This window comes from Mycobacterium sp. DHQP2018-32-09, from assembly GCF_058148405.1.
The window spans coordinates 25585-48280 of record NZ_JBYVYK010000011.1 but is presented as its reverse complement, the minus strand read 5'-3'; the positions used below and the strand labels follow the sequence as shown (position 1 = coordinate 48280).

Genomic DNA, 22696 nt, shown 5'->3' with positions numbered 1-22696 from the left:
GTGGGTCAGGCGTCCAGCCGGGCGAACGCCTGCCTGCGGTACTGCTCGACGCACGCGGCGCGTCGGATCTTGCCGCTGGTGGTGGTGGGGATGGAGCCGGGGGCGACGAGCACCAGGTCGGCGACGTTGAGGCCGTGGGCGCGTGAGATCGCGGCGGTGACGTCGTTGCGGACGCCGGCGACACGCTCGGTGAACTCCTCGTCGGTGCCGCGCTTCTTGTATTCGATGACGGTGACGAGCTTCTCGCTGGCGTCGGCCTCGATGGCGATGGCGGCGACGCGGCCACCGGTGATCTCGGAGACGGTGGCCTCGATGTCCTCGGGGTAGTGGTTGCGTCCGCGCACGATCAGCAGGTCCTTGACGCGGCCGACGATGAACATCTCGCCGTCGGAGACGAAGCCCAGGTCGCCGGTGCGCAGCCAGGGGCGCTCGGGGGTACCCGCCGACGGCGCGGCCAGGACGCCGCCGAAGGTGTTGCGTCGCGACTCGGGGTCGCTCCAGTAGCCCGGGGACACGTTGTCGCCGTGCACCCAGATTTCGCCGACCGTGCCCGGCGGACACTCGGTCGCGGTGTCGGCGTCGACGATGCGGACGGTGACCGAGTCGGTGGTGCCGTAGCTCAGCAGCGGGGCGCCGGCCTCGGCGGTGGTGCGTTCGGCGGTGCCGTCGGCGAGCTTCTCGGGGTCGAAGTGCACCACCTTGGGCTCGACGTCGACGGGGAGCGCGGCGACGTAGACGGTGGCCTCGGCCATGCCGTAGGACGGCGTCATCATGTCGGCGCGGAAGCCGTATGGGCCGAACTTCTTGACGAAGCGGTCCAGCGTCGACGGGTGCACGCGTTCGCTGCCGCTGACGATGGTCAGCACGTTGGAGAGGTCGTAGCCGGCCATGTCCTCGTCGGTGGTGCGGCGCACGGCCAGCTCGAAGGCGAAGTTGGGGGCGGCGGAGTAGACGTTGGGGTGGCTGGCCATGGCCTGGATCCAGCGGGCGGGTTTGGCCAGGAAGGCCATGGGGTTGGTGACGCGGGCGTGGTAGCCGCCGAGGATGGGGGCGATGACCCCGAGCATCAGCCCCATGTCGTGGTAGAAGGGCAGCCACGTCACGGGGGTGGTGTCGGAGGGTGCCATGCCGCCGATGTAGGGGAAGTAGTCGGCCATCAGCTGTTCGAAGTTGGCCGTCAGGTTGCGGTCGGTGACCATGACGCCGGCGGGCGTGCGGGTGGAACCCGACGTGTACTGCAGGTAGGCGCAGGATGGGGGCTGCTTGATCCGGGGGCCGGAGCCGTTGCGGCCGTCGAGGTCGAGGTGGTCGACGGCGATGACGGCGACGTCGATGCCCAGCTCGGTGACGTATTCGGTGAGGCTGTCGGCGATGGCCGACGTGGTGAGGACGACGGTGGGTTGGGTGTCGGCGAAGACGGCGCTGATGCGCTCGTCGTGCGAGCCGATGGCGGGGGTGGACAGCGGGACGGCGATGCGGCCGGCCTGCATGGCGCCCAGGAAGGCCGCGATGTAGTGCAAGCCCTGGGGTGCGACGACGACGGCGCGGTCGCCGACGGCGCCGTGCTCGGCGACCGCGATGGCCACGTTGATGGTGCGACGGAACATCTGCGACCAGGTCAACGTCTCGGCGACACCGTCGGCTTCGACGTCGTAGTCGGTGTACGTGAAGGCCGGGTCATTGGCTTGCAGACCGGCGCGTTCGCGCAGCACGGACAGCAGTGACGCGTTGGACATGCGCGTCACGTTACCGCCCGGTGCGGGGCCGGGTGATCCCTGGTCGCAGCCCCTGTGGCGGCCCTGTCGCAGCCCCGTCGTGGCGGGGGAGGTCCGCGCGTGGGCTTGCGTTCATCGAGATTCGGACGCTGGCGGGGATGGCCGGGCGGGCGGATCATGGAGGTGTTGCCCGGGGCCGAAACTGGAACTCGTGTCAGGATGAGGATTGATGAGTAGCACCGAACTGAGCCCGGCGTCGCTGCGCGAGGCGTTCGGCCACTTCCCGTCGGGGGTCATCGCCATCGCCGCGGAGGTCGACGGCGAGCGCGTCGGGTTGGCGGCCAGCACGTTCGTGCCGGTGTCCCTGGATCCGCCGTTGGTGTCGTTCTGCGTGCAGAACACGTCGACGACGTGGCCGAAGCTGGTGGACCGCCCGTCGTTGGGCATCAGCGTGCTCGGGGAGGAGCACGACGTCGCGGCCCGCACCTTGGCGGCCAAGACCGGTGATCGGTTCGCCGGTCTGGACACCACGTCACGCGACAGCGGGGCGGTGTTCCTGCACGGCACCAGCGTGTGGCTGGAGAGCGCCATCGAACAGCAGATCCCGGCAGGCGATCACACCATCGTGATCCTGCGGGTCAGTGAGATCACCGTGCACGACGACGTACCGCCGATCGTGTTCCACCGCAGCACGTTCCGCCGGTTGCACGGCTGACGGCCGGGCCCCGATCTCAGGGTCGCGAGCCGAACTCCTCGCGGTAGCGGGTGACGCGCTGGTCGAGTTCGGCGGCGTCCTCGGGTCGGCCTTCCTTGCGCGCCAGCTCGGCGCGTGCGGACAGCTCGCGGATGGCCGTGCGAATGTCGTTGACGCTCTGGGTTTCTCCGGTCTTCACGGGTTCTCCTTCGTCATTGAGAGGAGTGCAGGGATGTCATCGAGCGTACGCCCCCAGACGCCCTACCGACGCCCTACCGACGCCCTACCGACGCCCTGTCGACGTCCTGTCGACGTCCTATCGCCGGAAGAGCTTGTTCCCCAGCCACACGATGGGGTCGTACTTGCGATCGGCGACGCGTTCCTTCATCGGGATCAGCGCATTGTCGGTGATCTTGATGTGTTCGGGGCACACCTCGGTGCAGCACTTGGTGATGTTGCAGTAGCCGAGGCCGAAGTCGTCCTGCGCCATCTCCTTGCGGTCGACGGTGTCGAGCGGGTGCATGTCGAGTTCGGCGATGCGCATGTGGAAGCGGGGACCCGCGAAGTTCTCCTTGTTCTCCTCGTGGTCGCGCACCACGTGACAGACGTTCTGGCACAGGAAGCACTCGATGCACTTGCGGAACTCCTGGCTGCGGTTCACGTCTTCCTGCTGCATGCGGTACTCGCCGGGCTGCAGGTCCTTCGGCGGGGTGAACGACGGGATCTGGCGGGCCTTCTCGTAGTTGAAGGACACGTCGGTGACCAGGTCGCGCATCACGGGAAACGTGCGCAGCGGGGTGACGGTGACGGTCTCGTTCTCGTCGAACGTGGACATCCGCGTCATGCACATCAGCCGGGGTCGGCCGTTGATCTCCGCCGAGCACGAGCCGCACTTGCCTGCCTTGCAGTTCCAGCGCACCGCCAGATCGGGGGTCTGGGTGGCCTGCAGCCGGTGGATGATGTCGAGCACCACCTCACCGTCGTTGACCTCGACGGTGTAGTCCCGAAGGTCGCCCCCGTCGGGATCTCCTCGCCAGACTCGCAGGTTCGCGTTGTAGGCAGCCATGGTCAGCCCTTCCGATCGGGGTGCTCGGCCAGTTGGTCGTCGGTGTAGTACTTCTCGAGTTCGGACAGGTCGAACGTGGCCAGCAGGTCCGGCCGCATCACCGGCTGCTGCTCCGCGGTCACCGTGACAGCGGGGACCACGGGGTCGCCGGGTTGATCGCCCGCCCCGTCGACGGTCTTGCACACCAGCAGCTTGTTGCGCCACGTGCGGTCCATCTGCGGATGGTCGTCGCGGGTGTGGCCGCCGCGGCTCTCGGTGCGCTGCAGCGCGGCCTTGGCCACACACTCGCTGACCAGCAGCATGTTGCGCAGGTCGATGGCGAGGTGCCAGCCGGGGTTGAAGACGCGGCCGCCTTCGACCACGACGTTGGCGTAGCGCCGTTTCAGCTCGTCGATCTTGTCGAGTGCCTGCTGCAGTTCGCCCTCCTTGCGGATGATGCCCGCGAGGTCGTTCATCGATTCCTGCAGCTCGGCGTGCAGCGTGTAGGGGTTCTCCGCGTTCTGCTTGGGCTCGAACGGCGCCAGCGCGAGCGCGGTGGCGCGTTCCAGCGCGTCTTCGGAGACCGTGGGACGGTCGTCGGCCTTGAGTGCGCGCACGTAGTCGGCGGCCCCGAGGCCGGCCCGCCGCCCGAACACCAGCAGGTCGGACAGGGAGTTGCCGCCGAGTCGGTTGGAGCCGTGCATGCCGCCGGAGCACTCCCCCGCGGCGAACAGGCCGGGGGTGGCGGCGCCGCCGCTGTCGGGGTCCACCTCGATGCCACCCATGACGTAGTGGCAGGTGGGGCCCACCTCCATCTCGTCCTTGGTGATGTCGACCTCGGCCAGCTCGATGAACTGGTGGTACATCGAGGGCAGCCGGCGCTTGATCTCCTCGGCGGGCATGCGGGAGGCGATGTCGAGGTATACGCCGCCGTGCGGCGTGCCGCGTCCGGCCTTGACCTCTTCGTTGATGGCGCGGGCGACCTCGTCGCGGGGCAGCAGGTCGGGGGTGCGGCGTGCGGAGTCGTTGTCCTTGAGCCACTGGTCGGCTTCTTCTTCGGTTTCGGCGTACTGCCCCTTGAACACGTCGGGGATGTAGTCGAACATGAAGCGCTTGCCCTCGGAGTTCTTCAGCACGCCGCCGTCGCCGCGTACGCCCTCGGTGACGAGGATGCCCTTCACCGACAGTGGCCAGACCATGCCGGTGGGGTGGAACTGGATGAACTCCATGTTGATCAGGCCCGAGCCGGCGCGCAGCGCGAGCGCGTGCCCGTCGCCGGTGTACTCCCACGAGTTCGACGACACCTTGAACGACTTGCCGATGCCGCCGGTGGCGAGCACGATCGCCGGCGCCTCGAACAGCACGAACTTGCCGCTCTCGCGGTAGTAGCCGAACGCGCCCGCGACGCGGCCTTGCCCATCCTTGACGATCTCGGTGATCGAGCACTCGTGGAACACCCGGATGCGGGCGTCGTAGTCGCCGAGTTCGCGCTTGTCCTCCTGCTGCAGGCTGACGATCTTCTGCTGCAGGGTGCGGATGATCTCCAGGCCCGTGCGATCGCCGACGTGCGCCAGCCGCGGGTAGGTGTGCCCGCCGAAGTTGCGCTGGCTGATCTTGCCGTCCTTGGTGCGGTCGAACAGCGCGCCGTAGGTCTCCAGTTCCCACACCCGGTCGGGTGCTTCCTGGGCGTGCAGTTCGGCCATGCGCCAGTTGTTGAGGAACTTGCCGCCGCGCATGGTGTCACCGAAGTGCACCTGCCAGCTGTCCTTGGTGTTGACGTTGCGCATGGCTGCGGCGCAGCCGCCCTCGGCCATCACCGTATGGGCCTTGCCGAACAGCGACTTGGTCACCACGGCGACGCGCAGGCCGCGCTCGCGTGCCTCGATCACCGCCCGCAGACCCGCGCCGCCGGCACCGATCACGACGACGTCGTAGGAGTGCCGTTCCAATTCAGGCATACCGAAAAGTCCTTGCTGTGTCGGGTATTGAGTTGTCAGCCAACGAATCTCAAGTCGGAGATGGTGCCGCTGGCCACCAGCATGATGTAGAAGTCGGTGAACATCAGGGTGCCGAGGGTGATCCACGCGTAGAGCTTGTGGCGGGTGTTGAGGCGGCTCACCTGCGTCCAGAACCAGTACCGCACGGGGTGTTTGGAGAAGTGCTTGAGGCGCCCGCCGACGACGTGGCGGCAGGAGTGGCAGGACAGCGTGTACACCCACAGCATCACGACGTTGATCACCAGGATGACGTTGCCCAGCCCGAACCCGAAGCCGCTGGGGGACTGGAACGCCATGATGGCGTCGTAGGTGTTGATGATCGAGATGATGCCCGCGATGTAGAAGAAGTACCGGTGGGTGTTCTGGACGATCAGCGGGAACTTGGTCTCGCCGGTGTAGGTGGCGTGCGGCTCGGCCACCGCGCACGCCGTCGGCGCCTGCCAGACCGTGCGGTAGTAGGCGCCGCGGTAGTAGTAGCAGGTGAGCCGGAACAGCAGCAGGAACGGCAGGGACAGCGCCGCGTAGGGCAGCCACCACACGTCGGGAAGGAACTGCCCGAAGTGACTGGCCTCCGGCACGCAGCCGACGCTGACGCAGGGCGAGTAGAACGGCGTCAGGTAGTGGTAGTCGGCGACGTAGTAGTCGTTCTGCAGGAACGCGCGCACCGTGGCGTAGATGACGAACGCCGCGAAGCCGAGATCGGTGATGATGGGCGAGCGCCACCACTGATCGGTGCGCAGCGTCCGTTGCGAGATCTGCGCCCGGGTGGGCGAGAAGACGCCGGTGCGCCTGCGGTCGTCGGTGGGTGCGCTCACGGGCGGTGCCTCACTTCGGTCGTAGTCCTGCGTGCGGTTCTCGGTGCCGTGCGTGCGTGCCCGGGGCCTGAATGGCCCTAGCGCACCCCGCCGAGCCCCTCGTCGTCGACGTCCTGCCAGAAGTCGCTGGCGTACTGGGTGTCCGGGATGCCGATCTTCTCGCCCACGTGGTGGTGGCGGGACAACCCGCGATCGAGTTCCAACTCCTCGGCGTCGATGTCGAGCCGGTCGATGTCGTTCTTGATGCGCTCGGCGTCGTTGACGATCCGGCGCATCGCGGGCGAATCCCCGTAGCGTGATGCGAGGGAGGACACGCAGCGTCGCAGGCCGCCGATCAGTTCGTGCAGTTCGGCGAGTTCGGTAGTCGTGGACAACGTGACCTCCTTGGGCTGAAGGGTGTCGGGAATCACATTACGTAACCGATGCTAGCCACATCACCATGTTGAGAGTGACGCGAATCACGTTCGCGGCACGATACGAAGCGGAGGTTAAGGGTTGTCCAAGCAGGATCTCGTGCAGCGGGCCGACACCTTGCTGGCATTGCACGTGCCCGGTGCGCCGGTGGTCTTGCCGACCGTTTGGGACGCGTGGTCGGCGACGCTGGCGGTGGCGGCGGGATTCGCCGCGCTCACCGTCGGCAGCCACCCCGTCGCCGATTCGATCGGCCGGGCCGACGGCGAGGGCATGACGTTCGACGAACTCACCACGCGCGTCGCGCAGATCACCTCGGCCGTCGAGGTGCCGGTGTCGGTCGACGTGGAGTCGGGGTACGGGGAGTCCGGCCGGCGGCTGATCGACGGTCTGCTCGAGGCGGGTGCCGTGGGTCTCAACGTCGAGGACACCGTGCACCGGGAGGGCAAGCGCATCCGCTCGGATTCCGAGCACGCCGCCGTGGTCGCGGACCTGCGCAAGGCGGCCGACGCGGCAGGCGTGCACGTGGTGATCAACGCCAGGACCGACCTGTTCCTGCGGGAGGACGGCGACCCGGACACGCGCTTCGACCGTGCGGTGGCGCGGCTGAAACTGGCCGCCGAGGCCGGTGCGGACAGCCTGTATCCGGTGGGTCGGCACGACGACGAGACCTACCGTCGGTTGACCGAGGCGCTGCCGCTTCCGGTGAACGCCATCGCGCTGCCTGCCTCGGACGATCCCGCGTCGTTCGGCCCCCTGGGGGTCGGACGGATCAGCTTCGGGCCGTTCCTGCAGGGTGCGCTCACCGAGCGGGCACGCGAGATCCTGGGCCGCTGGGCCTGACGGCGTGACGTGGGCCACCCGCGCGGGGCGGTGATTTGCCTCGTGGCGGGTGGGCCCGTCTAGCATCCCGCGGGTGGCCGACGACCCCGACGACGCGTACCGACCGTGGGACTGGCACGACCACGAGGCGGTGATCTGGACCGCCGGTGTGGCCGTCGTCCTGCTGGCGGGCCTGCTGGTGTGGGCCGTCGTGCGAGTGTCCGACGACGCCCGGGATCCCGCGCAGTTGCCGACGCTACCGCCGACGACGTCGCAGGCGACCACGTCGACGACGCTGAAGACCCTGGACCCCACGACGTCGTACACCGCACCGCGCCCGCAGACCAGCGAGCCGGACGGCCCGGTATCGCCGCCGGGGCCGCCGGGGCCGCCGCCGCCGAACCAAGATGCGCCGCAGGGTGATTGGACGCCACCGGAAACCTCGACGACGATCTACAACCCGTACGCGCCCACCACGACGGCGGGGTCGGCCGGACACGTCTGAGGCAGAGTCCCGGTGCGCGTCCCGCTCAGGTGAACGGGCTGATCACGTCGCGGACGAGTTGCGCGACGTTGGTGGCGGGATCGCCGTCGGGGAAGCTGACGGTGGCCAGCACGTTGCCGCCGGCGTCGGCGAAGTTCTGGTCCGCGCGGCCCTGGTGCGTGGACGACGTGACGAGGATGATCCCGGAGGTCCCGGCCTTCTTGGCCAGCGGCACCGAGAACCGGGCGTTCTGCACGGTGCTGTTGGCGCGGTCCTCGACGAGGATGCGGTCGCGGGGGAAGCCCAGGAGTTGCAACGTGCCCGCCATGGCGGCCGCCTCGGTGACGCCGTTTCTCGGGTTGCCGCCCGTCACGATGATGGGTGACTGCGGAAACATCTGCGCCACCGCGAGTCCGGTGAGCAGTCGGGTGTAGAGGATGGGGCGCATGGTGCCCGCCGGCGTCAGGCCGTAACCCAGGATCACGATGGCGGGCTTGGTGAAGTCCTTGCCCGCGGGGGCCGCGGTGGCGGTGGGTGCGGTGCCGGCGAGGACGCCGAGCAGGAGGGCGATGGCCAGCGCCAGGGCACCCAGGGTCGGCTGTCGAGGCATGCGTCCTCCGCGACGTCTGGGGTGGATGGGGTCGATGGTGTGATCGCGTGTGGCGGGGCCGGTGTTACGTCTGCGGTGGCCGGAGCGGACTCACATGCGTTCCCGCCGCGCCGTGAGGACACCGTGATGGCGGTGTCACACGACGCGACACGACGGCAATATCGAGTTCCTAGCGTGCTGGGGTATGCAATCAGCCAAGCATGTGGTCGTGGTCGGACACGGCATGGTGGGGCACCGCTTCGTGGAGGCGCTGCGCGCGCGGGACGCCGACGGCGCCTGGCGCGTCACGGTGCTCTCCGAGGAAGCCGACGCGGCCTACGACCGCGTGGGCCTGACCGGCTACACCGAGCACTGGGACCGGTCCCGGTTGGCGTTGCCGGGCAACGACTACGCCGGCGACGACGGGGTGGTCCTGCACCTGGGCACGCGCGTGCGCGCCATCGACCGGGACGCCAAGACCGTCACCCTCACCGACGGCCGGGCCATGGGCTACGACGCGCTGGTGCTCGCCACGGGTTCCTCGGCGTTCGTGCCGCCGGTGCCCGGCAGGGATCTGCCGCAGTGCCACGTCTACCGCACCCTCGACGACCTGGACGCCATCCGGGCGGGTGCGCAGGCGGCGTTGGCCACGAAGACGCCCGTCGGCGTGGTGATCGGCGGCGGTCTGCTGGGCCTGGAGGCCGCCAATGCCCTGCGCGCCTTCGGCTTGGACACCCACGTGTTGGAGATGTCACCGCACCTGATGTCCGCGCAGCTCGACGAGGCGGGTGGTGCCGTGCTGACCCGGATGATCCGCGGCCTGGGGATCGAGGTGCACACCGGGGTGAGCACCGAGCACATCCGGCCCGCCCAGAAGAACGAGCCGCTGCGCAAGTCGCGATCCAACGACGCGGTGCGGGTGACGCTGAACGACGGCACCAGCATCGACGCGGGCGTGGTGATCTTCGCCGCCGGTGTGCGGCCACGCGACGAGTTGGCCCGCGAGGCGGGTCTCGACCTGGCGCAGCGGGGCGGTGTCATGACCGATCGGGGCTGTGTCACCAGCGATCCCGCCATCTACGCGGTGGGCGAGGTGGCTGCGATCGACGGCCGCTGCTACGGCCTGGTGGGTCCCGGATACACCAGCGCCGAGGTGGTCGCCGACCGGCTGCTCGGCGGGGCGGCCGAGTTCGGCGAGGCCGACATGTCCACCAAGCTCAAGCTTCTCGGCGTCGACGTCGCGAGTTTCGGTGACGCCAAGGGCCATACGCCCGGCAGCCTCGACGTCGTCGTCAACGACCCGGTGAAGCAGACCTACGCCAAGCTGGTGCTCTCCGACGACGCCAAGACCCTGCTCGGCGGCATCCTGGTGGGTGACGCCTCCGCGTACGGCGTGCTGCGCCCGATGGTCGCCAGCGAACTGCCGGGGGACCCGCTGTCGCTCATCGCCCCGGCCGGCGGCGATGGCGCGGGCGCACTGGGCGTCGGTGCGCTGCCGGACATCGCGCAGATCTGCTCGTGCAACAACGTTACCAAGGGTGATCTCAAGGAGGCCATCTGCGGCGGCTGCACCGACGTGCCGGGGCTGAAGAAGTGCACGCTCGCGGGCACGTCGTGCGGCTCGTGCGTCCCGCTGTTGAAGCAACTCCTGGAGGCCGAGGGCGTCGAGCAGAGCAAGGCGCTGTGCGAGCACTTCGGCCAGTCACGCGCCGAGCTGTTCGAGATCATCGGTGCCACCGAGATCCGCACGTTCTCCGGGCTGATCGAGCGGTACGGCCGTGGGAAGGGATGCGACGTCTGCAAACCCGTGGTCGCGTCGATCCTCGCGTCGACGTCGTCGGACCACGTCCTCGACGGTGAGGCCGCCTCGCTGCAGGACTCCAACGATCACTTCCTGGCCAACATCCAGCGCAACGGCAGCTACTCGGTGGTGCCGCGCGTGCCCGGCGGGGACATCACGCCGGAGCACCTGATCCTCATCGGTGAGATCGCGCGCGACTTCGGTCTCTACACCAAGATCACCGGGGGGCAGCGCATCGACATGTTCGGTGCGACGGTCGACCAGCTGCCGCAGATCTGGCGCCGCCTGGTCGACGGCGGCATGGAATCCGGTCAGGCGTACGGCAAGTCGCTGCGCACGGTGAAGAGTTGCGTCGGCAGTGACTGGTGCCGCTACGGCCAGCAGGACTCGGTGCAGATGGCCATCGACCTCGAACTGCGCTACCGCGGCCTGCGCGCCCCGCACAAGATCAAGATGGGTGTCTCGGGCTGCGCGCGTGAGTGCGCCGAGGCGCGCGGCAAGGACGTCGGCGTCATCGCCACCGAGACCGGGTGGAACCTCTACGTCGGCGGCAACGGCGGCATGACGCCGCGGCACGCGCAGCTGCTCGCCGGAGATCTCGACGACGAGACGCTGGTCCGCTACATCGACCGCTTCCTGATGTTCTACGTGCGTACCGCCGACCGGTTGCAGCGGACGGCGCCGTGGGTCGAGTCGCTCGACGGCGGCATCGACCATCTGCGTGACGTCGTGTGTCACGACTCGCTGGGCCTGGCAGCGGAATTCGAGGCAGCCATGGAACGACACGTCGCCGGATACGCCTGCGAGTGGAAGGGCGTGCTGGAGGATCCGGACAAGCTGGCGCGGTTCGTGTCGTTCGTCAACGCGCCGGGCGCACCGGACCCCACCGTCGAGTTCGAGACCCGCAACGGCCGCAAGGTGCCCATGATCACCCACGTGGGCATGCCCACCGTTCCCGCACGACAGGAGATCCGATGACGCTGGTGGACCAACGCAGCGCCGTGGACGCATGGATCACGGTGTGCCGCTTCGACTTCCTGCAACCCTTCCGGGGCGTCGGCGTGCTGTTGCCCGACGGCGCACAGGCCGCGGTGTTCCGGCTCGACGACGGCGCCGTGTACGCCGTGGGCAACCTGGATCCGTTCTCGGGTGCGGCCGTGATGTCGCGCGGCATCGTCGGTGACCGAGGCGGCCGGGTATGCGTGCAGACGCCCCTCAAGAAGCAGGCCTTCGCCCTGGACGACGGGGTGTGCCTCGACGATCCGACGGTGTCGATTCCGGTGTACCGCGTCCGCGTCAACGCCGACGGCGACGTGCAGGTGGCGGCCTAGACGTACCTAGGCCCGATCGGGTCTCACGCCGCCACCGGTAGCACGGCCCGCCGGAAGCGGTTGGCCACCAGTCGGACGACACCGGGATGCAGCCCCAGCGGTGCCGCCACCAGATCGGCCCCCGAGGCGTGCAGCCGGTCCTGGAACAGCCCGTCGGCCAGCAGGTAGGACGCCACCACCACGCGGCGCGCGCCGGAGACCCGCAGTGCGGCGACGGTGTCGGCGACGCGTGGGGTTCCGGTGGCCGCGTACGCCAACTCGACGCGCTCGCCGAGCGCCGCCGACAGCAGCGCCGCGGTGATGCGCAGATCGCGTTGCGCACCGCCGTCGGAGGTCCCCGCCGCGGCGAGCACCACGGCATCACCAGGGCGCCAACCACGTTCGAGCAGCCGGTCGGTGAGCACGCGGGTGAGCTGCGGTGACGGGCCCAGCGCCTCGGTGACCACCACGTCGGGTCGTGCGGCGGCGTCGACGTGGGCCGGGATGTCGACGCGCACGTGGTAACCGCGCGCCAGGAACGCCGGCACCAGCACCGTGGGACCGGAGGGCAGCGTGGCCAGCACGTCGGTGGGCGTCGGCCCGACGACGTCGACGAACGCCGTGTGCACCGGGCGCCGCAGGGCGTCGGCGACGCGGTCGGCCAGCGCCGTCACCATCGCGACGCCGGTGCGCTTGCGGGTGCCGTGGGCCACCAGGACGGCGTTCATCGGGTCTCCTCGTCGATGTTCTCGTCGCGGTTCTCGTCGATGGCCAGACGGTAACCGCGCTTGACCACGGTCGTCACGATGTTCTTGTCGCCGAGCGCATTTCGCAGCCGAAGTACGGCGGTCTCGACGGCGTGGGTGTCGGTTCCGGAACCGGGCAGCGCGCGCAGCAGGTCGGTGCGCGACACCACCGTCCCGGGGCGGTGCGCCAGCGCGCGCAGGGTCGCCATGCCTGCGGGCGACAGCTCCTTGACGGCGCCGTCCACCAGCACGCAGGTGCCGCGGATGTCCAGGCGGTGGCCGGCCACGCGCACGGTGCGCGACCGCAGGACCGGCAGTTCGTCGGTGATGTGCCGGGCCAGGGCTCCCAGCCGCATGCGCTCGGGAGCCGACGTCGGCACCCCCAGCCGCGCCAGCGGACGGGCCGTCACGGGGCCGACGCACATGGCGTGGGTGTCGGTGCGCAGCGCATCCAGCAACTCGGTCTCGATGCCCAGTTCGCCGGCCCGCATCAGGACCGACGCCACCGCGGGGGCCGACGTGAAGCTCACGGCGTCGAACTCGTGGTCGGCGAGGTCGCGTACCAGCTGGTCGAAGGCACCGCCGCGGGGCGGGGGTCGCCACCGGTAGACGCGGATGGGGACGACGTCGGCGCCCGCGGCCCGCATCTCGTCGACGAACTCCGGGAACGGGTCCCACTCGTCGGTGGCACCGTGCAGCTGGACGGCGATGCGCGTCCCGCCGATACCGCCCGCGCGCAGGTACTCGAGCACGTCGCGCGACGACTCGGATTCCGGGGACCACTCCTCCGGCAGCCCGGCGGCCCGCAGCGCGCCGGTTGCCTTGGGGCCGCGCGAGACGATGCGCGCCTTGGCGAGCGCGTCGGTCAGGTCCGCGGCCAGACCCCAGCCGTCGGCGGCGGCGATCCAGCCGCGGAACCCGATGCCGGTGGTCGCGACCACCACGTCGGGTGGCGTCGCGATCAGTGCCTCGGTGTGTGCGCGCAGCTCGTCGTCGTCGGGCAGGGGCACCATGGTGATGGCCGCGGCGCTGGTCACGCGTGCGCCGCGACGGGTCAGCAGGGTGCCCAGCTCCTCGGCGCGGCGGGCCGAGGTCACCGCCACGCGGAACCCCGTCAGCGGCCCCCAGTCCGACTCGTCCATGCCCGCCAGTGTTGGCAAGCCGTGTTTCGGGGTCGTTACTCGGCCATTGCGCGGCGGTGTCGTGGCACGTCGCGCCGTGAACTTCCCCTCACCGCCGATCCGGAGTCCGCGTGAGGTGCACGCTCCCTCCCGCGAGCAGACGCAACTGTCCGCGAAAGCCCAGGAGGGCGTGCACGTTCGTGTCTACTCGCGGTTACCAGACGTCCCCGGCGCGGAAGTCGCAGGCGATTTCCCCTGCGGTGTCCAACCCGACCCCGCCGGGCAGGGCGATCGGCAGCACGTAGAGGGTCCCGTCGTCGTCGGGCGTGCGCACGAGGCCGTCGGGGGTCAGGACCGCCGTCGGGCCCCGCCAGGGCAGCCAGCCGCGCGCCACGTACAGCGGCCGTCCCGCCTCCGACGCGGACAGTGCGCCCAGCTGGTAGGCGCCGCGCAACACCTGCTCCAGTGCGTCCAGTACCGCCGTCGCCAATCCGCGGCCGCGCCAGTCCTCGCGCACCGCAACGGCTTCCAAGTACCCGCACCGTAACGGGTAGCCGGCGTGCAACATCCGCCGCTGAACCACCGCACCGTGCGCGATCAGGGCGCCGTGATGCTGGATCAACGCATGCATGCCCCCGAGGGCGTGCTCCCAGTCGGCGTCGGTGAAGTCCACCTCGGAGCCGTCGAAGGCGTCGACGACCATGCGCCGGGCACCCTCGCGGGTCTCACCGTCGAGATCGGACGTGTGGACCAGGCGCGCGGTGTACACCCCTTGAGTTCTACCAGCCGAGCGGCCTCGCCAGGCGGGGTCAGGCGTGCACGGGGTGCCGCGGCCGCGACCAGTGGAACCGCACCTGTTGCCCGGGACGGATCTGAGCCGCCCGGTCGATGTCGACGTCGACGAGCACGCCGATCACGGGATACCCGCCGGTGACCGGGTGGTCGGGTCCGAGGATCACCGGCAAACCGTTGGGCGGCACCTGAATCGAGCCGCGGGTGGCCCCTTCGCTGGGCAGCTGGCGATCCTGGGAGCGCAGATGCAGGGGTCGTCCCGACAGTCGCATGCCCACCCGGTCGCTGCGGTCGGTGGCCACCCAGTCGGTGTGCACCAGGCGGTCGGGTTCGGTGAACCAGTCGTCGCGGGGTCCGGGCACGACGTTGAGTTCCACGACGTCGTCGCCGAGGGCGGCGACGGGCGCCTGGTCCCACTCGGGCATGTCCCCGGTGTGCTCGCCGACGCGGACCACGTCACCGGGGCGAAGCGGGCGCGGCCCGATGTCCGACATCACGTCATAGCTGCGGGACCCCAGGATCGCGTCGACGGCGATGCCGCCGCGGACGGCGACGTAGCTGCGCAGTCCGGTGCGCGGGGCCCCCAGCGAGATCACCTGCCCGTCGTGGACGTGCACGACGCTGTTGGTGCCGAACGGTTTCCCGTTCACCGACGGATCGGCGTCGGCGCCCGTGACCGCGATCGCGACGTCGCCACCGTGAACCCGTGCGGAGAACCCGCCGAACGTCACCTCGACGGTCGCGAGGTCGGGAGCATTGGCCACCAGGCGATTGGCCAGCGTGTGCGAACGCCGGTCGGCCGCTCCCGACCGCGTCACGCCCAGGTGCGCATGGCCGGGCCTGCCGAGGTCTTCGACGAGGGCCAGCGGACCGGTCTCGAGGATCTCCAGGGTGATCATCACCGTCACCTCAGCCGATCGCCCGGAATCGCACCCAGTTGCCCGGCACCAGCAGCGCGGGCAGGGGTCGGTCGACGTCCCACAGCACGGCGTCGGTGCGCCCGATGAGCTGCCACCCGCCCGGCGTCTCGCGGGGGTAGACGCCGCTGAACTCGCCGGCCAGACCCACCGCACCCTGCGGTACCCGGGTCCGCGGTTCGGCGCGGCGCGGGACGTGCAGCCGGGAATCGCCGCCCACCAGGTAGGCGAACCCGGGGGCAAACCCTCCGAACCCGACGCGCACGGGCGTGGCGGTGTGGGCGGCCACCACCTCGTCGGCGGACAGGCCGGTCATCCGGGCCACCTCGTCGAGATCGGGACCGTCGTAGACCACGTCCAGTTCCACGTCCACCCGGTCGTCGGCGGGCGGCTGGTGCGCGCGCGCTGCGGCGTCGACGCGCAGCGCCGCCAGGCGGCGCCGCGCGGGCTCTCGGTGACGTATCTCCGACAGCGTGACCAGTACCGTTCGCGATGCGGGGACGACGTCGAGCACGCCGGGGATCTCGGCCTCGCGCACCGCGGTCGTCCACGCGAGCACCTCGGAGGTGTCGTCGAACTCCAGCAGCAGCGCGTGCTCGCCGTAATCGTGCACGGGCCCGGCGGAACCGCCGGTGGCGCGGCCGCTCACGGTGTCGCCTGCCGCGTGGATCGTGGCTGTCATGGCCTCAAGCTACCGACGGGTAGCAACGTTCGCCAGGGGCTTTAGTGCCTCGCCAGAGGAGCCTTAAGGACTCTTCAGAAGCGGCTCAGGCGGCCAATTCGTAGGTGGGTTCGCGCCGCTTGATCGCGGCGATCACGCGGTAGGTGATCGGCAGCATGACCACCTCGACCGCGGTCTTGTAGATCCAGCCCAGCGCCGTGTAGACGACGAAGTCCTTGAACGTCGTGATGCCGATCGCGGCCGCGGCGATCGCGCAGAACACCAGCGTGTCGCCGAGCTGGCCCACGAACGTGGAACCGACCAGGCGCGCCCACAGGTGCTTCTCCTTGGTGCGCTCCTTGATGGCGACCACGGTCCAGGCGTTCAGCGTCTGCCCGACGATGAAGCCCGCGAGGCCGGCGATGATGAGCTGGGTGTAGGAGCCCACGACGTTGGCCAGGTGCTCCTGATTGGGGTAGAAGTCGGCGGCGGGCAGGTACACCGTGGCCCAGAAGGCCAGCGCCGCCAGGATGTTCATCGAGAAGCCCAGGATGATCGCGCGCCGGGCGGCCTTGAAGCCGTAGACCTCGGCGAGGACGTCACCGATGACGTAGGTCAGCGGGAAGACGATGAACCCGCCGTCGGTGATGATCGGGCCGAAGGCGACGCCCTTGGTGGCGGTGACGTTGGAGATGATCACCAGGGCGGTGAACACCGCGACCAGCACCGGATAGTAGGCCGAGCCGACTTGCGCGAACGTGGGGCGGTCGGCGGCATCCAGTCGGCCCGCGGAGTCCAGGTGGTCTGTCACCCGGACATCCTCTCAGGCCGTCACGTCAGCGCGCGCGCCAGCAGGGGTGGCAGCCGGTCGGCCACCACCGGGTAGGAGAGCACCGTGCCGAAGGCCATGGCGCCTGCGAGTTCGGGGTCGGTGAGCACGTTGCGGTTGGTCTTGGTGGCCTTCAGCGCGGCGAAGGCGGGATCGGCGAGCAGCGCCGCGGTCTGACCGTCGTCCTCGGTGGTCCAGATGAGTGCGTCGGCGTCGTCGAGCACCTCGGCCATGCGGTCCCGCGGCACGTAGGCCACGTCGCCGTCGACGTACCGTCCGACGCCGTCGGGCACCACGAGACCCATCTGCTCGAGGTACTGGGTGCGGGGTCCGGCGGGCGTGATCACCGCGTCGTCCGCCTCGAACGTCCCGCGCACCACGTACACCTTCTTGCCGGACAACGCGGGGGTGTTCTTGCCTGCGGTGGTGAAGCGATCGTCGACGGCCTTGACGGCGTCGCGCATCTTGTCGGCCTGGAACACCGCCTGGCCGATGGTCGCGGCCTGGGTCTGCCATGGCTCGAAGAACGGATCCGCGCCGGCTTGGGCGACCGTCGGCGCGATCGCCGACAGCCGGGCGTACGTGTCCGCGTCCAGCCCGGCATTGATCGCGACGATGAGATCCGGTGTGAGCGAGGCGATCTGGTCCACCTGAATGCCGTCGTTCAGGCTCAGCACGACGGGCTGTGCGGTGCCCAGCCGGGGCAGCGCCCACGGCCAGGTCGCGAACGGTTGCCCGCCGTACCAGTCCGTCACCGCGACGGGGACCACCCCGAGCGCCAACAGGTCGTCCTGCTCGGTGAACCCGGCACTGACGACCCGTTTCGGCGGTCCGGGGATCCTCGTCTCACCGAAGGCATGCGTGATGGTCACCGATCCGTCCGAGGCGACGGCGCCGGGTTCAGTCTTGCCGCAGCCCGCAGCGGCCAGCAGCGCCGTGCCCGCGGAGAGGGCCAGGAAACTGCGCCGCGACCAGTTGGGGGTCACGGGCCGAGACTAATCGTCGTCGCGGATCCACGTGGGCGAACACGACGGCGACGGCGCCCCGGGGCTTTGGCCAATCTCCCGAGTGGGAATCTGGCGACGCTTTCGGGTCCCAACGCGTCGTCAGATTCCCACTCGGGCCAGGCTCGGGTCGCGTCCGGCCATGGCGATCCGCACCCTCTCGACATACGTGGCCTTGCGTTGCGCAGGAGGTCGCGGCTGACCCTGATCACCAGCCAATCCAGCGCGGCGAACGCGTACGTCTTGTCGATGTCGCGCTGCCGAATGGCCGGGTCCTCCCAGTGCTGCGGACCGTCATATTCGATGCCGACCTGGAGGTCGCGGTACGCCATGTCGAGGCGGGCGACGAAGTTCCGCCGCCGGTCGTAGACGTTCACCTGGGTCTCGGGCGCGGGCAATCCCGCGTCGACGAGGGCGAGCCGCGCGAGGGTCTCCTGCGGTGATTCCGCTCCCCCGTCGACCAGCGGTAGGGCCGCGCGCAGTTGGGCCAGCCCGCGGACGCCGCGATGCCTGGCCGCGAGTTCGTGGACGTCGGCCGCGCGGAAACCCGTCGCGCGAGCCAGCGCGTCGAGTCGCTGCACGGCCTCGTCGCGGGTGGGGGCATGACGACCGACGTCGAATGCCGTGCGGGTCGGCGTCGTCACGGTCATACCGCGCACCCGGCAGGTCTCCCCGGAAGCGAGGGTCTCCTCGCGCACGGTCAACAGCGGTGGCGCCTTGCGATTCACGTGGATCAGCTCGGCCGGGTGATGGCCGTCGACCCACTTGGTCCCCAACAGGGCGGCGGCGGAGCGACCGGCGAGCACGCCGCGCCGCTTGGACCACAGCCAGGCGGCCTCGGCCCGGATCGCCGCGGTGGGCGCCGGGCTCCTCGGTACGTAGACGCCCGGATACAGCGCGACGTAGTCGCGACGCACGCCGCGTTCGCTCAGTATTCCCGAGGCCACGGCCTCGACCGCGACGAACGGTGTTCGGATCACACGCCGACGCTGACACCCGCGTCCGACGCCGCGGGCGTCCCGGTGCCCGGTCATCCCCAGTGCGCGCTCCATCCACGAGCGCCGAGTGGGAATCCGGCGACGCTCGAGGGCCGAAAGGCGTCGTCAGATTCCCACTCGTCAGGCGGACAACGCCAGGCCCGGACAGAGTTCTGCGAGCATGAGGTCCTCGACGTGCTCGCGCGACGGCGTCACCAGGACCACGCCGTCGGCGATGCCCAGGCGTCGCACGTCGGCGATCAGGCCGGCCAGGCCGCGGGGGGTGCCCACGTACCGCACGCCCGGCCCCAGGTCGCCTGCTGCCGCGAACGCCGCCGCGACGTCGCGTTCGACGACCACCTCGACGTCCAGCAGGATCTCGGGTGCGGGCTCGCCCCGCTCTGCCGCGGCGTCACGGATCGCCGCCGAGGTGCGCTGCGCCTCGCGCAGGTCGGCGGCGCTGATGCGAATGGCCATGGGATGTCCTGTCTGCCGCCCGGTCACTGGAAGGCCGGGATCACGTCCTTGATGAACAGTTCGAGCGACGCGCGCTTCTCCTCGTGCGACAACCCGTTGTCACACCAGAAGCTGAACTCGTCGATGCCCAGCTCCTGGTAGAAGCGCAGGCGTTCGATGACTTCCTCGGGCGTGCCGATCATCGCGGTGCGGTGCAGCGACTCCAGCTCGAATTCGGGGCGCCCGGAGAACTTCGACTCGGGGCTCGGCTCCAGGAATCCGTCCACCGGGGTGGTCTTGTTGCCGAACCAGGCGTCGAACGTCCGGTAGAACCGTGAGATCGCGGCTGCGGCAGGGCGCCAGCCGTCCGGATCCTCGGCGGCGTGCACGTGCGTGTGGCGCAGCACCATGATCTCGGGGCGCGGCACCTCGGGGTGATCGCCGACGGCGGTGTCGAACTTGCGCTTGAGGTCCACCACTTCCTCGTCGCCCTTCATCAGCGGCGTCACCATGACGTTGCATCCCTGCGCCACCGCGAAGTCGTGGGATGCGGGATCGCGGGCCGCCACCCACATCGGGGGAGTGGGCTGCTGGATCGGCTTGGGGACGCTGGTCGACGTGGGGAACCGCCAGATGTCACCGTCGTGGGCGTAGTCGCCCTGCCACAGGCGACGCACGGCGGGGACCAGTTCGCGCAGATGCTTGCCGCCGTCGGTGGCGGGCAGTCCGTCGGCCAGCCGGTCGAACTCGAATTGATATGCGCCGCGCGCAATTCCGATCTCGGCGCGGCCGTTGCTGATGACGTCGAGCAGGGCGGTCTCGCCTGCGGCGCGCAGCGGGTGCCAGAACGGCGCGATGATGGTGCCCGCACCGAGCCGGATGGTGCTGGTCTTGCCCGCCAGGTAGGCGAGCAGCGGCATGGGGCTCGGCGAGATGGTGTACTCCATGGCGTGGTGCTCGCCGATCCACACCGTGCCGAACCCGCCGGCCTCGGCCAGCAGCGTCAACTCGGCGAGGTCCTCGAACAGCTCTCGGTGGCTGACGGAGTCGTCCCAGCGCTCCATGTGAACGAACAACGAGAATCTCATGACTGCTCCTCGGATCGGTTCTGGGCGTCCCATTCGGCGAGTGTCAGATCGCCGGTGGCCCAATGGCTTCGGGGTACTTCGCGGATGACGACTCGGATGTTCTGCGGGGCGGTGTCGACGCTGCGCAGTACCGCCTGGTGCACCTCGCGCATCAGGGTGCGCAGCTGCTCGGCGGACCGGCCTGCCCCGATGGCGATCTCGACGTTGGGCATCTCAGCTCCTCATCACGAAGGGATCCGGCACCGGTCCCTCGTCGGTGTTGATCCACACGCTCTTGAGCCGGGTGTAGTCGCGGATGGTCTCGGTGCCGTGCTCGATGCCGACGCCGCTGCTCTTGAAGCCCTGCCGCGGCGACATCGGTGACATGGCGCGGTAGGTGTTGACCCACACGGTGCCGGCCTCCAGTCGACCGGCGACCCGATGCGCCCGTGCGAGATTCGCCGTCCAGATGCCTGCCGCCAGGCCGTAGTCGGTGTCGTTGGCCAGTCGCACCACCTCGTCCTCGTCGTCGAACGGCATGATCGCCGCGACGGGGCCGAAGATCTCCTCACGCACGACCCGCATGTCGTTGTGCACGTCCACCAGCACCGTCGGCTCGTAGAAGTAGCCGCCGAGGCCGGCGTCGGTGGAGCGGCCACCGGTGAGCACCCGCGCCCCCTCCGCGCGGCCGAGGTCGACGTAGGAGGCCACCTTGTCACGCTGGTCGGCGAAGGCCAGGGGGCCCAGCTCGGTGGTGTCGTCCAGGGGGTCGCCGATGCGGATGCTGCGGGCGCGGTCGGTGACCCGTTGCAGCAGTTCGTCGTACACATTGCGGTGGGCGAACACCCGGCTGCCCGCGATGCACGTCTGGCCCGCGGCGGCGAAGATGCCTGCGACGACGCCGGTGGCCGCGTTGGCGACGTCGGCGTCGTCGAACACGATGTTCGGCGACTTGCCGCCCAATTCCAGCGTGGCACCGATGAACCGGCCCGCGGCGGCCGACGCGATGCGCGCGCCGGTGGCGGTGCTGCCGGTGAACGAGATCTTGGCCAGACCGCGATGGTCGACGAGCGCTTGCCCGGCTTCCGCGCCGAACCCGGTGACGACGTTGACGGCGCCGGGTGGGAAGCCGGCCTCGATCACCAACTCGGCCAGGCGGAGCACGGTCGCCGACGTGTACTCCGACGGCTTGATCACGACGGTGTTGCCCACGCACAGAGCGGGTGCCAGCTTGCTGGTGGTCAGCGTCAGGGGCGAGTTCCACGGCGTGATGGCGCCGACGACGCCGAGCGGTTCGCGCGTGGTGTAGTTCAGCACGCGACGATCCGAGGTGGGGATCACGTCGCCGTTGATCTTGTCGGCGAGGCCGGCGTAGAAGTAGTAGTACTCCGGCAGGGTGGCCAGCTGACCGCGCATCTCGCGCAACAGCTTTCCGTTGTCCAGCGACTCGGAGCGCGCCAATTCCTCGGCGTTGTCGGCTACCAGGTCGCCGAGCTTACGCAGCAGGTGGCCACGCTTGGTCTGGCTGAGATCGCGCCAGCGGGGGTCGTCGAAGGCCGCCCGGGCCGACGTGACCGCGGCGTCGACGTCGGCGGCGGTGCCCCGCGCGGCGTCGTAGAGCACCTCGCGGGTGGCGGGGTTGGTGCTCTCGAAGTAGTCACCCGCCACGGGTTCGACGGGCTTGCCTGCGATGAAGTGCTGCAGCGTCGGACGGTCAGACATGGGCGAATCTCCCGTAGAAGGTGGACAGGGCACGGGCGAGGGCGTCGGGCCGCTGCACCGGCAGCATGTGACGGGCATCCGCGACGACGGTGACGTCGCAGTCGGGGATGGCGGCGGCGAGCCGGGCGCTCATCTCCGGGGTGGATCCGGGGTCGTCTCGTCCGGTGATGGCCAGGGCGGGCACGCGGATGTCGCCGAGTCGGTCGCCGATCTCGGCGTCGGCGGTCGCGAAGACGCGGTAGCAGTGGGTGAAGCTCTCGGGATCGTTGGCCAGCAGCACCGAGCGGGTGTGCTCGACGACGTCGGGGGCGACGTCGGCGCCGTCGAACCAGCGGTGCAGCGAGGCGGTGACGCTCGCCGGGAAGTCGCGTTCGGCGCCCGCGAGGCGGGCCAGGACCGCCGCCCGCTCGTCGGGGGTGCGGCGGCACACCGAGCTGACCGACACCAGCGAGGCGACGAGGTCCGGGCGGTGCACGGCGAGGTACTGCGCAACGAGGGCGCCGAGGGAGAAGCCGACGAGATGTGCGCCGGGCGGGACGTCGTGGGCGACGTCGGCGGCCAACTCGGCCAGCGTGACGGGCCCGACGGGGGGACGGGCACCGTGTCCGGGCAGATCCGGGGCGACGACGTGGGCGTCACCGGACATCCTGGCACGCACCGGGTCCCACACGGAGTGGTCCAGGCCCACTCCGTGCAGGAGTACCAGCGTCGGGGTGGTCAT

General features: G+C 69.8%; 24 protein-coding genes and 1 pseudogene. 5 read left to right on the top strand and 20 right to left on the bottom strand.

Annotated elements, in window-relative coordinates; genetic code table 11:
• Window positions 1–5 precede the first annotated feature (5 nt).
• Window positions 6–1736, bottom strand: a complete 1731-nt coding sequence (locus tag AC30CM_RS07795; RefSeq protein WP_490116273.1) for an AMP-binding protein — start codon at window positions 1734–1736, stop codon at window positions 6–8.
• A 208-nt stretch (window positions 1737–1944) separates the two neighbouring features.
• Between AC30CM_RS07795 and AC30CM_RS07790 the strand changes: the two genes are divergently transcribed.
• Window positions 1945–2430, top strand: coding sequence for a flavin reductase family protein (locus AC30CM_RS07790; RefSeq protein ID WP_490116272.1), 486 nt, complete (start codon window positions 1945–1947; stop codon window positions 2428–2430).
• Window positions 2431–2446: 16 nt separating this feature from the next.
• On the opposite strand, the gene AC30CM_RS07785 is transcribed toward AC30CM_RS07790, so the two are convergent.
• From AC30CM_RS07785 to AC30CM_RS07765, 5 genes are all read right to left on the bottom strand, one after another.
• The gene (locus AC30CM_RS07785; protein WP_490116271.1) at window positions 2447–2608 is read right to left on the bottom strand and encodes a hypothetical protein; all 162 of its coding nucleotides are present in this window, start codon (window positions 2606–2608) and stop codon (window positions 2447–2449) included.
• A gap of 117 nt (window positions 2609–2725) precedes the next feature.
• Window positions 2726–3475, bottom strand: coding sequence for a succinate dehydrogenase/fumarate reductase iron-sulfur subunit (locus AC30CM_RS07780; protein WP_490116270.1), 750 nt, complete (start codon window positions 3473–3475; stop codon window positions 2726–2728).
• A 2-nt stretch (window positions 3476–3477) separates the two neighbouring features.
• Complete coding sequence (locus AC30CM_RS07775) at window positions 3478–5412, bottom strand: fumarate reductase/succinate dehydrogenase flavoprotein subunit (protein ID WP_490116269.1); 1935 nt, start codon at window positions 5410–5412, stop codon at window positions 3478–3480.
• 35 nt (window positions 5413–5447) lie between these two features.
• On the bottom strand, window positions 5448–6266 hold the full coding sequence (locus AC30CM_RS07770) for a hypothetical protein (RefSeq protein WP_490116268.1): 819 nt from the start codon (window positions 6264–6266) through the stop codon (window positions 5448–5450).
• 77 nt (window positions 6267–6343) lie between these two features.
• Entirely contained in the window at window positions 6344–6640 is a 297-nt protein-coding gene (locus AC30CM_RS07765) for an Rv0250c family protein (protein ID WP_490116267.1), read from the bottom strand.
• 121 nt (window positions 6641–6761) lie between these two features.
• On the opposite strand from AC30CM_RS07765, the gene AC30CM_RS07760 reads away from it, so the two are divergent.
• The gene (locus AC30CM_RS07760; protein ID WP_490116266.1) at window positions 6762–7520 is read left to right on the top strand and encodes an isocitrate lyase/PEP mutase family protein; all 759 of its coding nucleotides are present in this window, start codon (window positions 6762–6764) and stop codon (window positions 7518–7520) included.
• A 73-nt stretch (window positions 7521–7593) separates the two neighbouring features.
• Window positions 7594–8004 carry a hypothetical protein gene (locus tag AC30CM_RS07755; protein WP_490116265.1) on the top strand — a complete coding sequence of 137 codons (411 nt, stop codon included), beginning with the start codon at window positions 7594–7596 and terminating at the stop codon, window positions 8002–8004.
• Between the two features lie 25 nt (window positions 8005–8029).
• Here AC30CM_RS07755 and AC30CM_RS07750 read toward each other — a convergent pair whose 3' ends face one another.
• Window positions 8030–8593 carry a YdcF family protein gene (locus tag AC30CM_RS07750; protein ID WP_490116264.1) on the bottom strand — a complete coding sequence of 188 codons (564 nt, stop codon included), beginning with the start codon at window positions 8591–8593 and terminating at the stop codon, window positions 8030–8032.
• A gap of 184 nt (window positions 8594–8777) precedes the next feature.
• Between AC30CM_RS07750 and nirB the strand changes: the two genes are divergently transcribed.
• Both nirB and nirD read left to right on the top strand, forming a co-directional pair.
• A complete protein-coding gene (gene nirB, locus AC30CM_RS07745; RefSeq protein ID WP_490116263.1) occupies window positions 8778–11351 on the top strand; it encodes a nitrite reductase large subunit NirB in 2574 nt (857 codons plus the stop codon).
• Complete coding sequence (nirD, locus tag AC30CM_RS07740; protein WP_490116262.1) at window positions 11348–11704, top strand: nitrite reductase small subunit NirD; 357 nt, start codon at window positions 11348–11350, stop codon at window positions 11702–11704. The genes nirB and nirD overlap by 4 nt, the downstream gene beginning before the upstream one ends.
• Window positions 11705–11727: 23 nt before the next feature.
• On the opposite strand, the gene AC30CM_RS07735 is transcribed toward nirD, so the two are convergent.
• From AC30CM_RS07735 to AC30CM_RS07675, 13 genes and pseudogenes are all read right to left on the bottom strand, one after another.
• On the bottom strand, window positions 11728–12411 hold the full coding sequence (locus tag AC30CM_RS07735; protein ID WP_490116261.1) for a sirohydrochlorin chelatase: 684 nt from the start codon (window positions 12409–12411) through the stop codon (window positions 11728–11730).
• Window positions 12408–13571 carry a uroporphyrinogen-III synthase gene (locus AC30CM_RS07730; protein ID WP_490116260.1) on the bottom strand — a complete coding sequence of 388 codons (1164 nt, stop codon included), beginning with the start codon at window positions 13569–13571 and terminating at the stop codon, window positions 12408–12410. The genes AC30CM_RS07735 and AC30CM_RS07730 overlap by 4 nt, the downstream gene beginning before the upstream one ends.
• 193 nt (window positions 13572–13764) lie before the next feature.
• Window positions 13765–14319 (bottom strand): GNAT family N-acetyltransferase, encoded by a 555-nt coding sequence (locus tag AC30CM_RS07725; protein WP_490116259.1) that lies wholly within the window; start codon window positions 14317–14319, stop codon window positions 13765–13767.
• Between the two features lie 40 nt (window positions 14320–14359).
• A complete protein-coding gene (locus AC30CM_RS07720; RefSeq protein ID WP_490116258.1) occupies window positions 14360–15241 on the bottom strand; it encodes a 5-oxoprolinase subunit C family protein in 882 nt (293 codons plus the stop codon).
• A 10-nt stretch (window positions 15242–15251) separates the two neighbouring features.
• A complete protein-coding gene (locus tag AC30CM_RS07715) occupies window positions 15252–15941 on the bottom strand; it encodes a 5-oxoprolinase subunit B family protein (RefSeq protein WP_490116257.1) in 690 nt (229 codons plus the stop codon).
• An 85-nt stretch (window positions 15942–16026) separates the two neighbouring features.
• On the bottom strand, window positions 16027–16731 hold the full coding sequence (locus AC30CM_RS07710) for a queuosine precursor transporter (RefSeq protein WP_490116256.1): 705 nt from the start codon (window positions 16729–16731) through the stop codon (window positions 16027–16029).
• 20 nt (window positions 16732–16751) lie between these two features.
• The gene (locus tag AC30CM_RS07705) at window positions 16752–17735 is read right to left on the bottom strand and encodes an ABC transporter substrate-binding protein (protein WP_490116255.1); all 984 of its coding nucleotides are present in this window, start codon (window positions 17733–17735) and stop codon (window positions 16752–16754) included.
• A 120-nt stretch (window positions 17736–17855) separates the two neighbouring features.
• Window positions 17856–18787, bottom strand: a pseudogene (locus AC30CM_RS07700) (hypothetical protein).
• Between the two features lie 84 nt (window positions 18788–18871).
• Window positions 18872–19207: a hypothetical protein gene (locus tag AC30CM_RS07695; RefSeq protein ID WP_490116254.1), complete on the bottom strand. Its 336-nt coding sequence runs from the start codon at window positions 19205–19207 to the stop codon at window positions 18872–18874.
• Between the two features lie 23 nt (window positions 19208–19230).
• Window positions 19231–20274, bottom strand: a complete 1044-nt coding sequence (locus AC30CM_RS07690; protein WP_490116253.1) for an LLM class flavin-dependent oxidoreductase — start codon at window positions 20272–20274, stop codon at window positions 19231–19233.
• Window positions 20271–20486 carry a tautomerase family protein gene (locus AC30CM_RS07685; protein WP_490116252.1) on the bottom strand — a complete coding sequence of 72 codons (216 nt, stop codon included), beginning with the start codon at window positions 20484–20486 and terminating at the stop codon, window positions 20271–20273. The genes AC30CM_RS07690 and AC30CM_RS07685 overlap by 4 nt, the downstream gene beginning before the upstream one ends.
• 1 nt (window position 20487) lies before the next feature.
• Entirely contained in the window at window positions 20488–21975 is a 1488-nt protein-coding gene (locus AC30CM_RS07680) for an aldehyde dehydrogenase (protein WP_490116251.1), read from the bottom strand.
• The gene (locus tag AC30CM_RS07675) at window positions 21968–22696 is read right to left on the bottom strand and encodes an alpha/beta fold hydrolase (RefSeq protein ID WP_490116250.1); all 729 of its coding nucleotides are present in this window, start codon (window positions 22694–22696) and stop codon (window positions 21968–21970) included. Before AC30CM_RS07675 ends, AC30CM_RS07680 begins: the two co-directional genes overlap by 8 nt.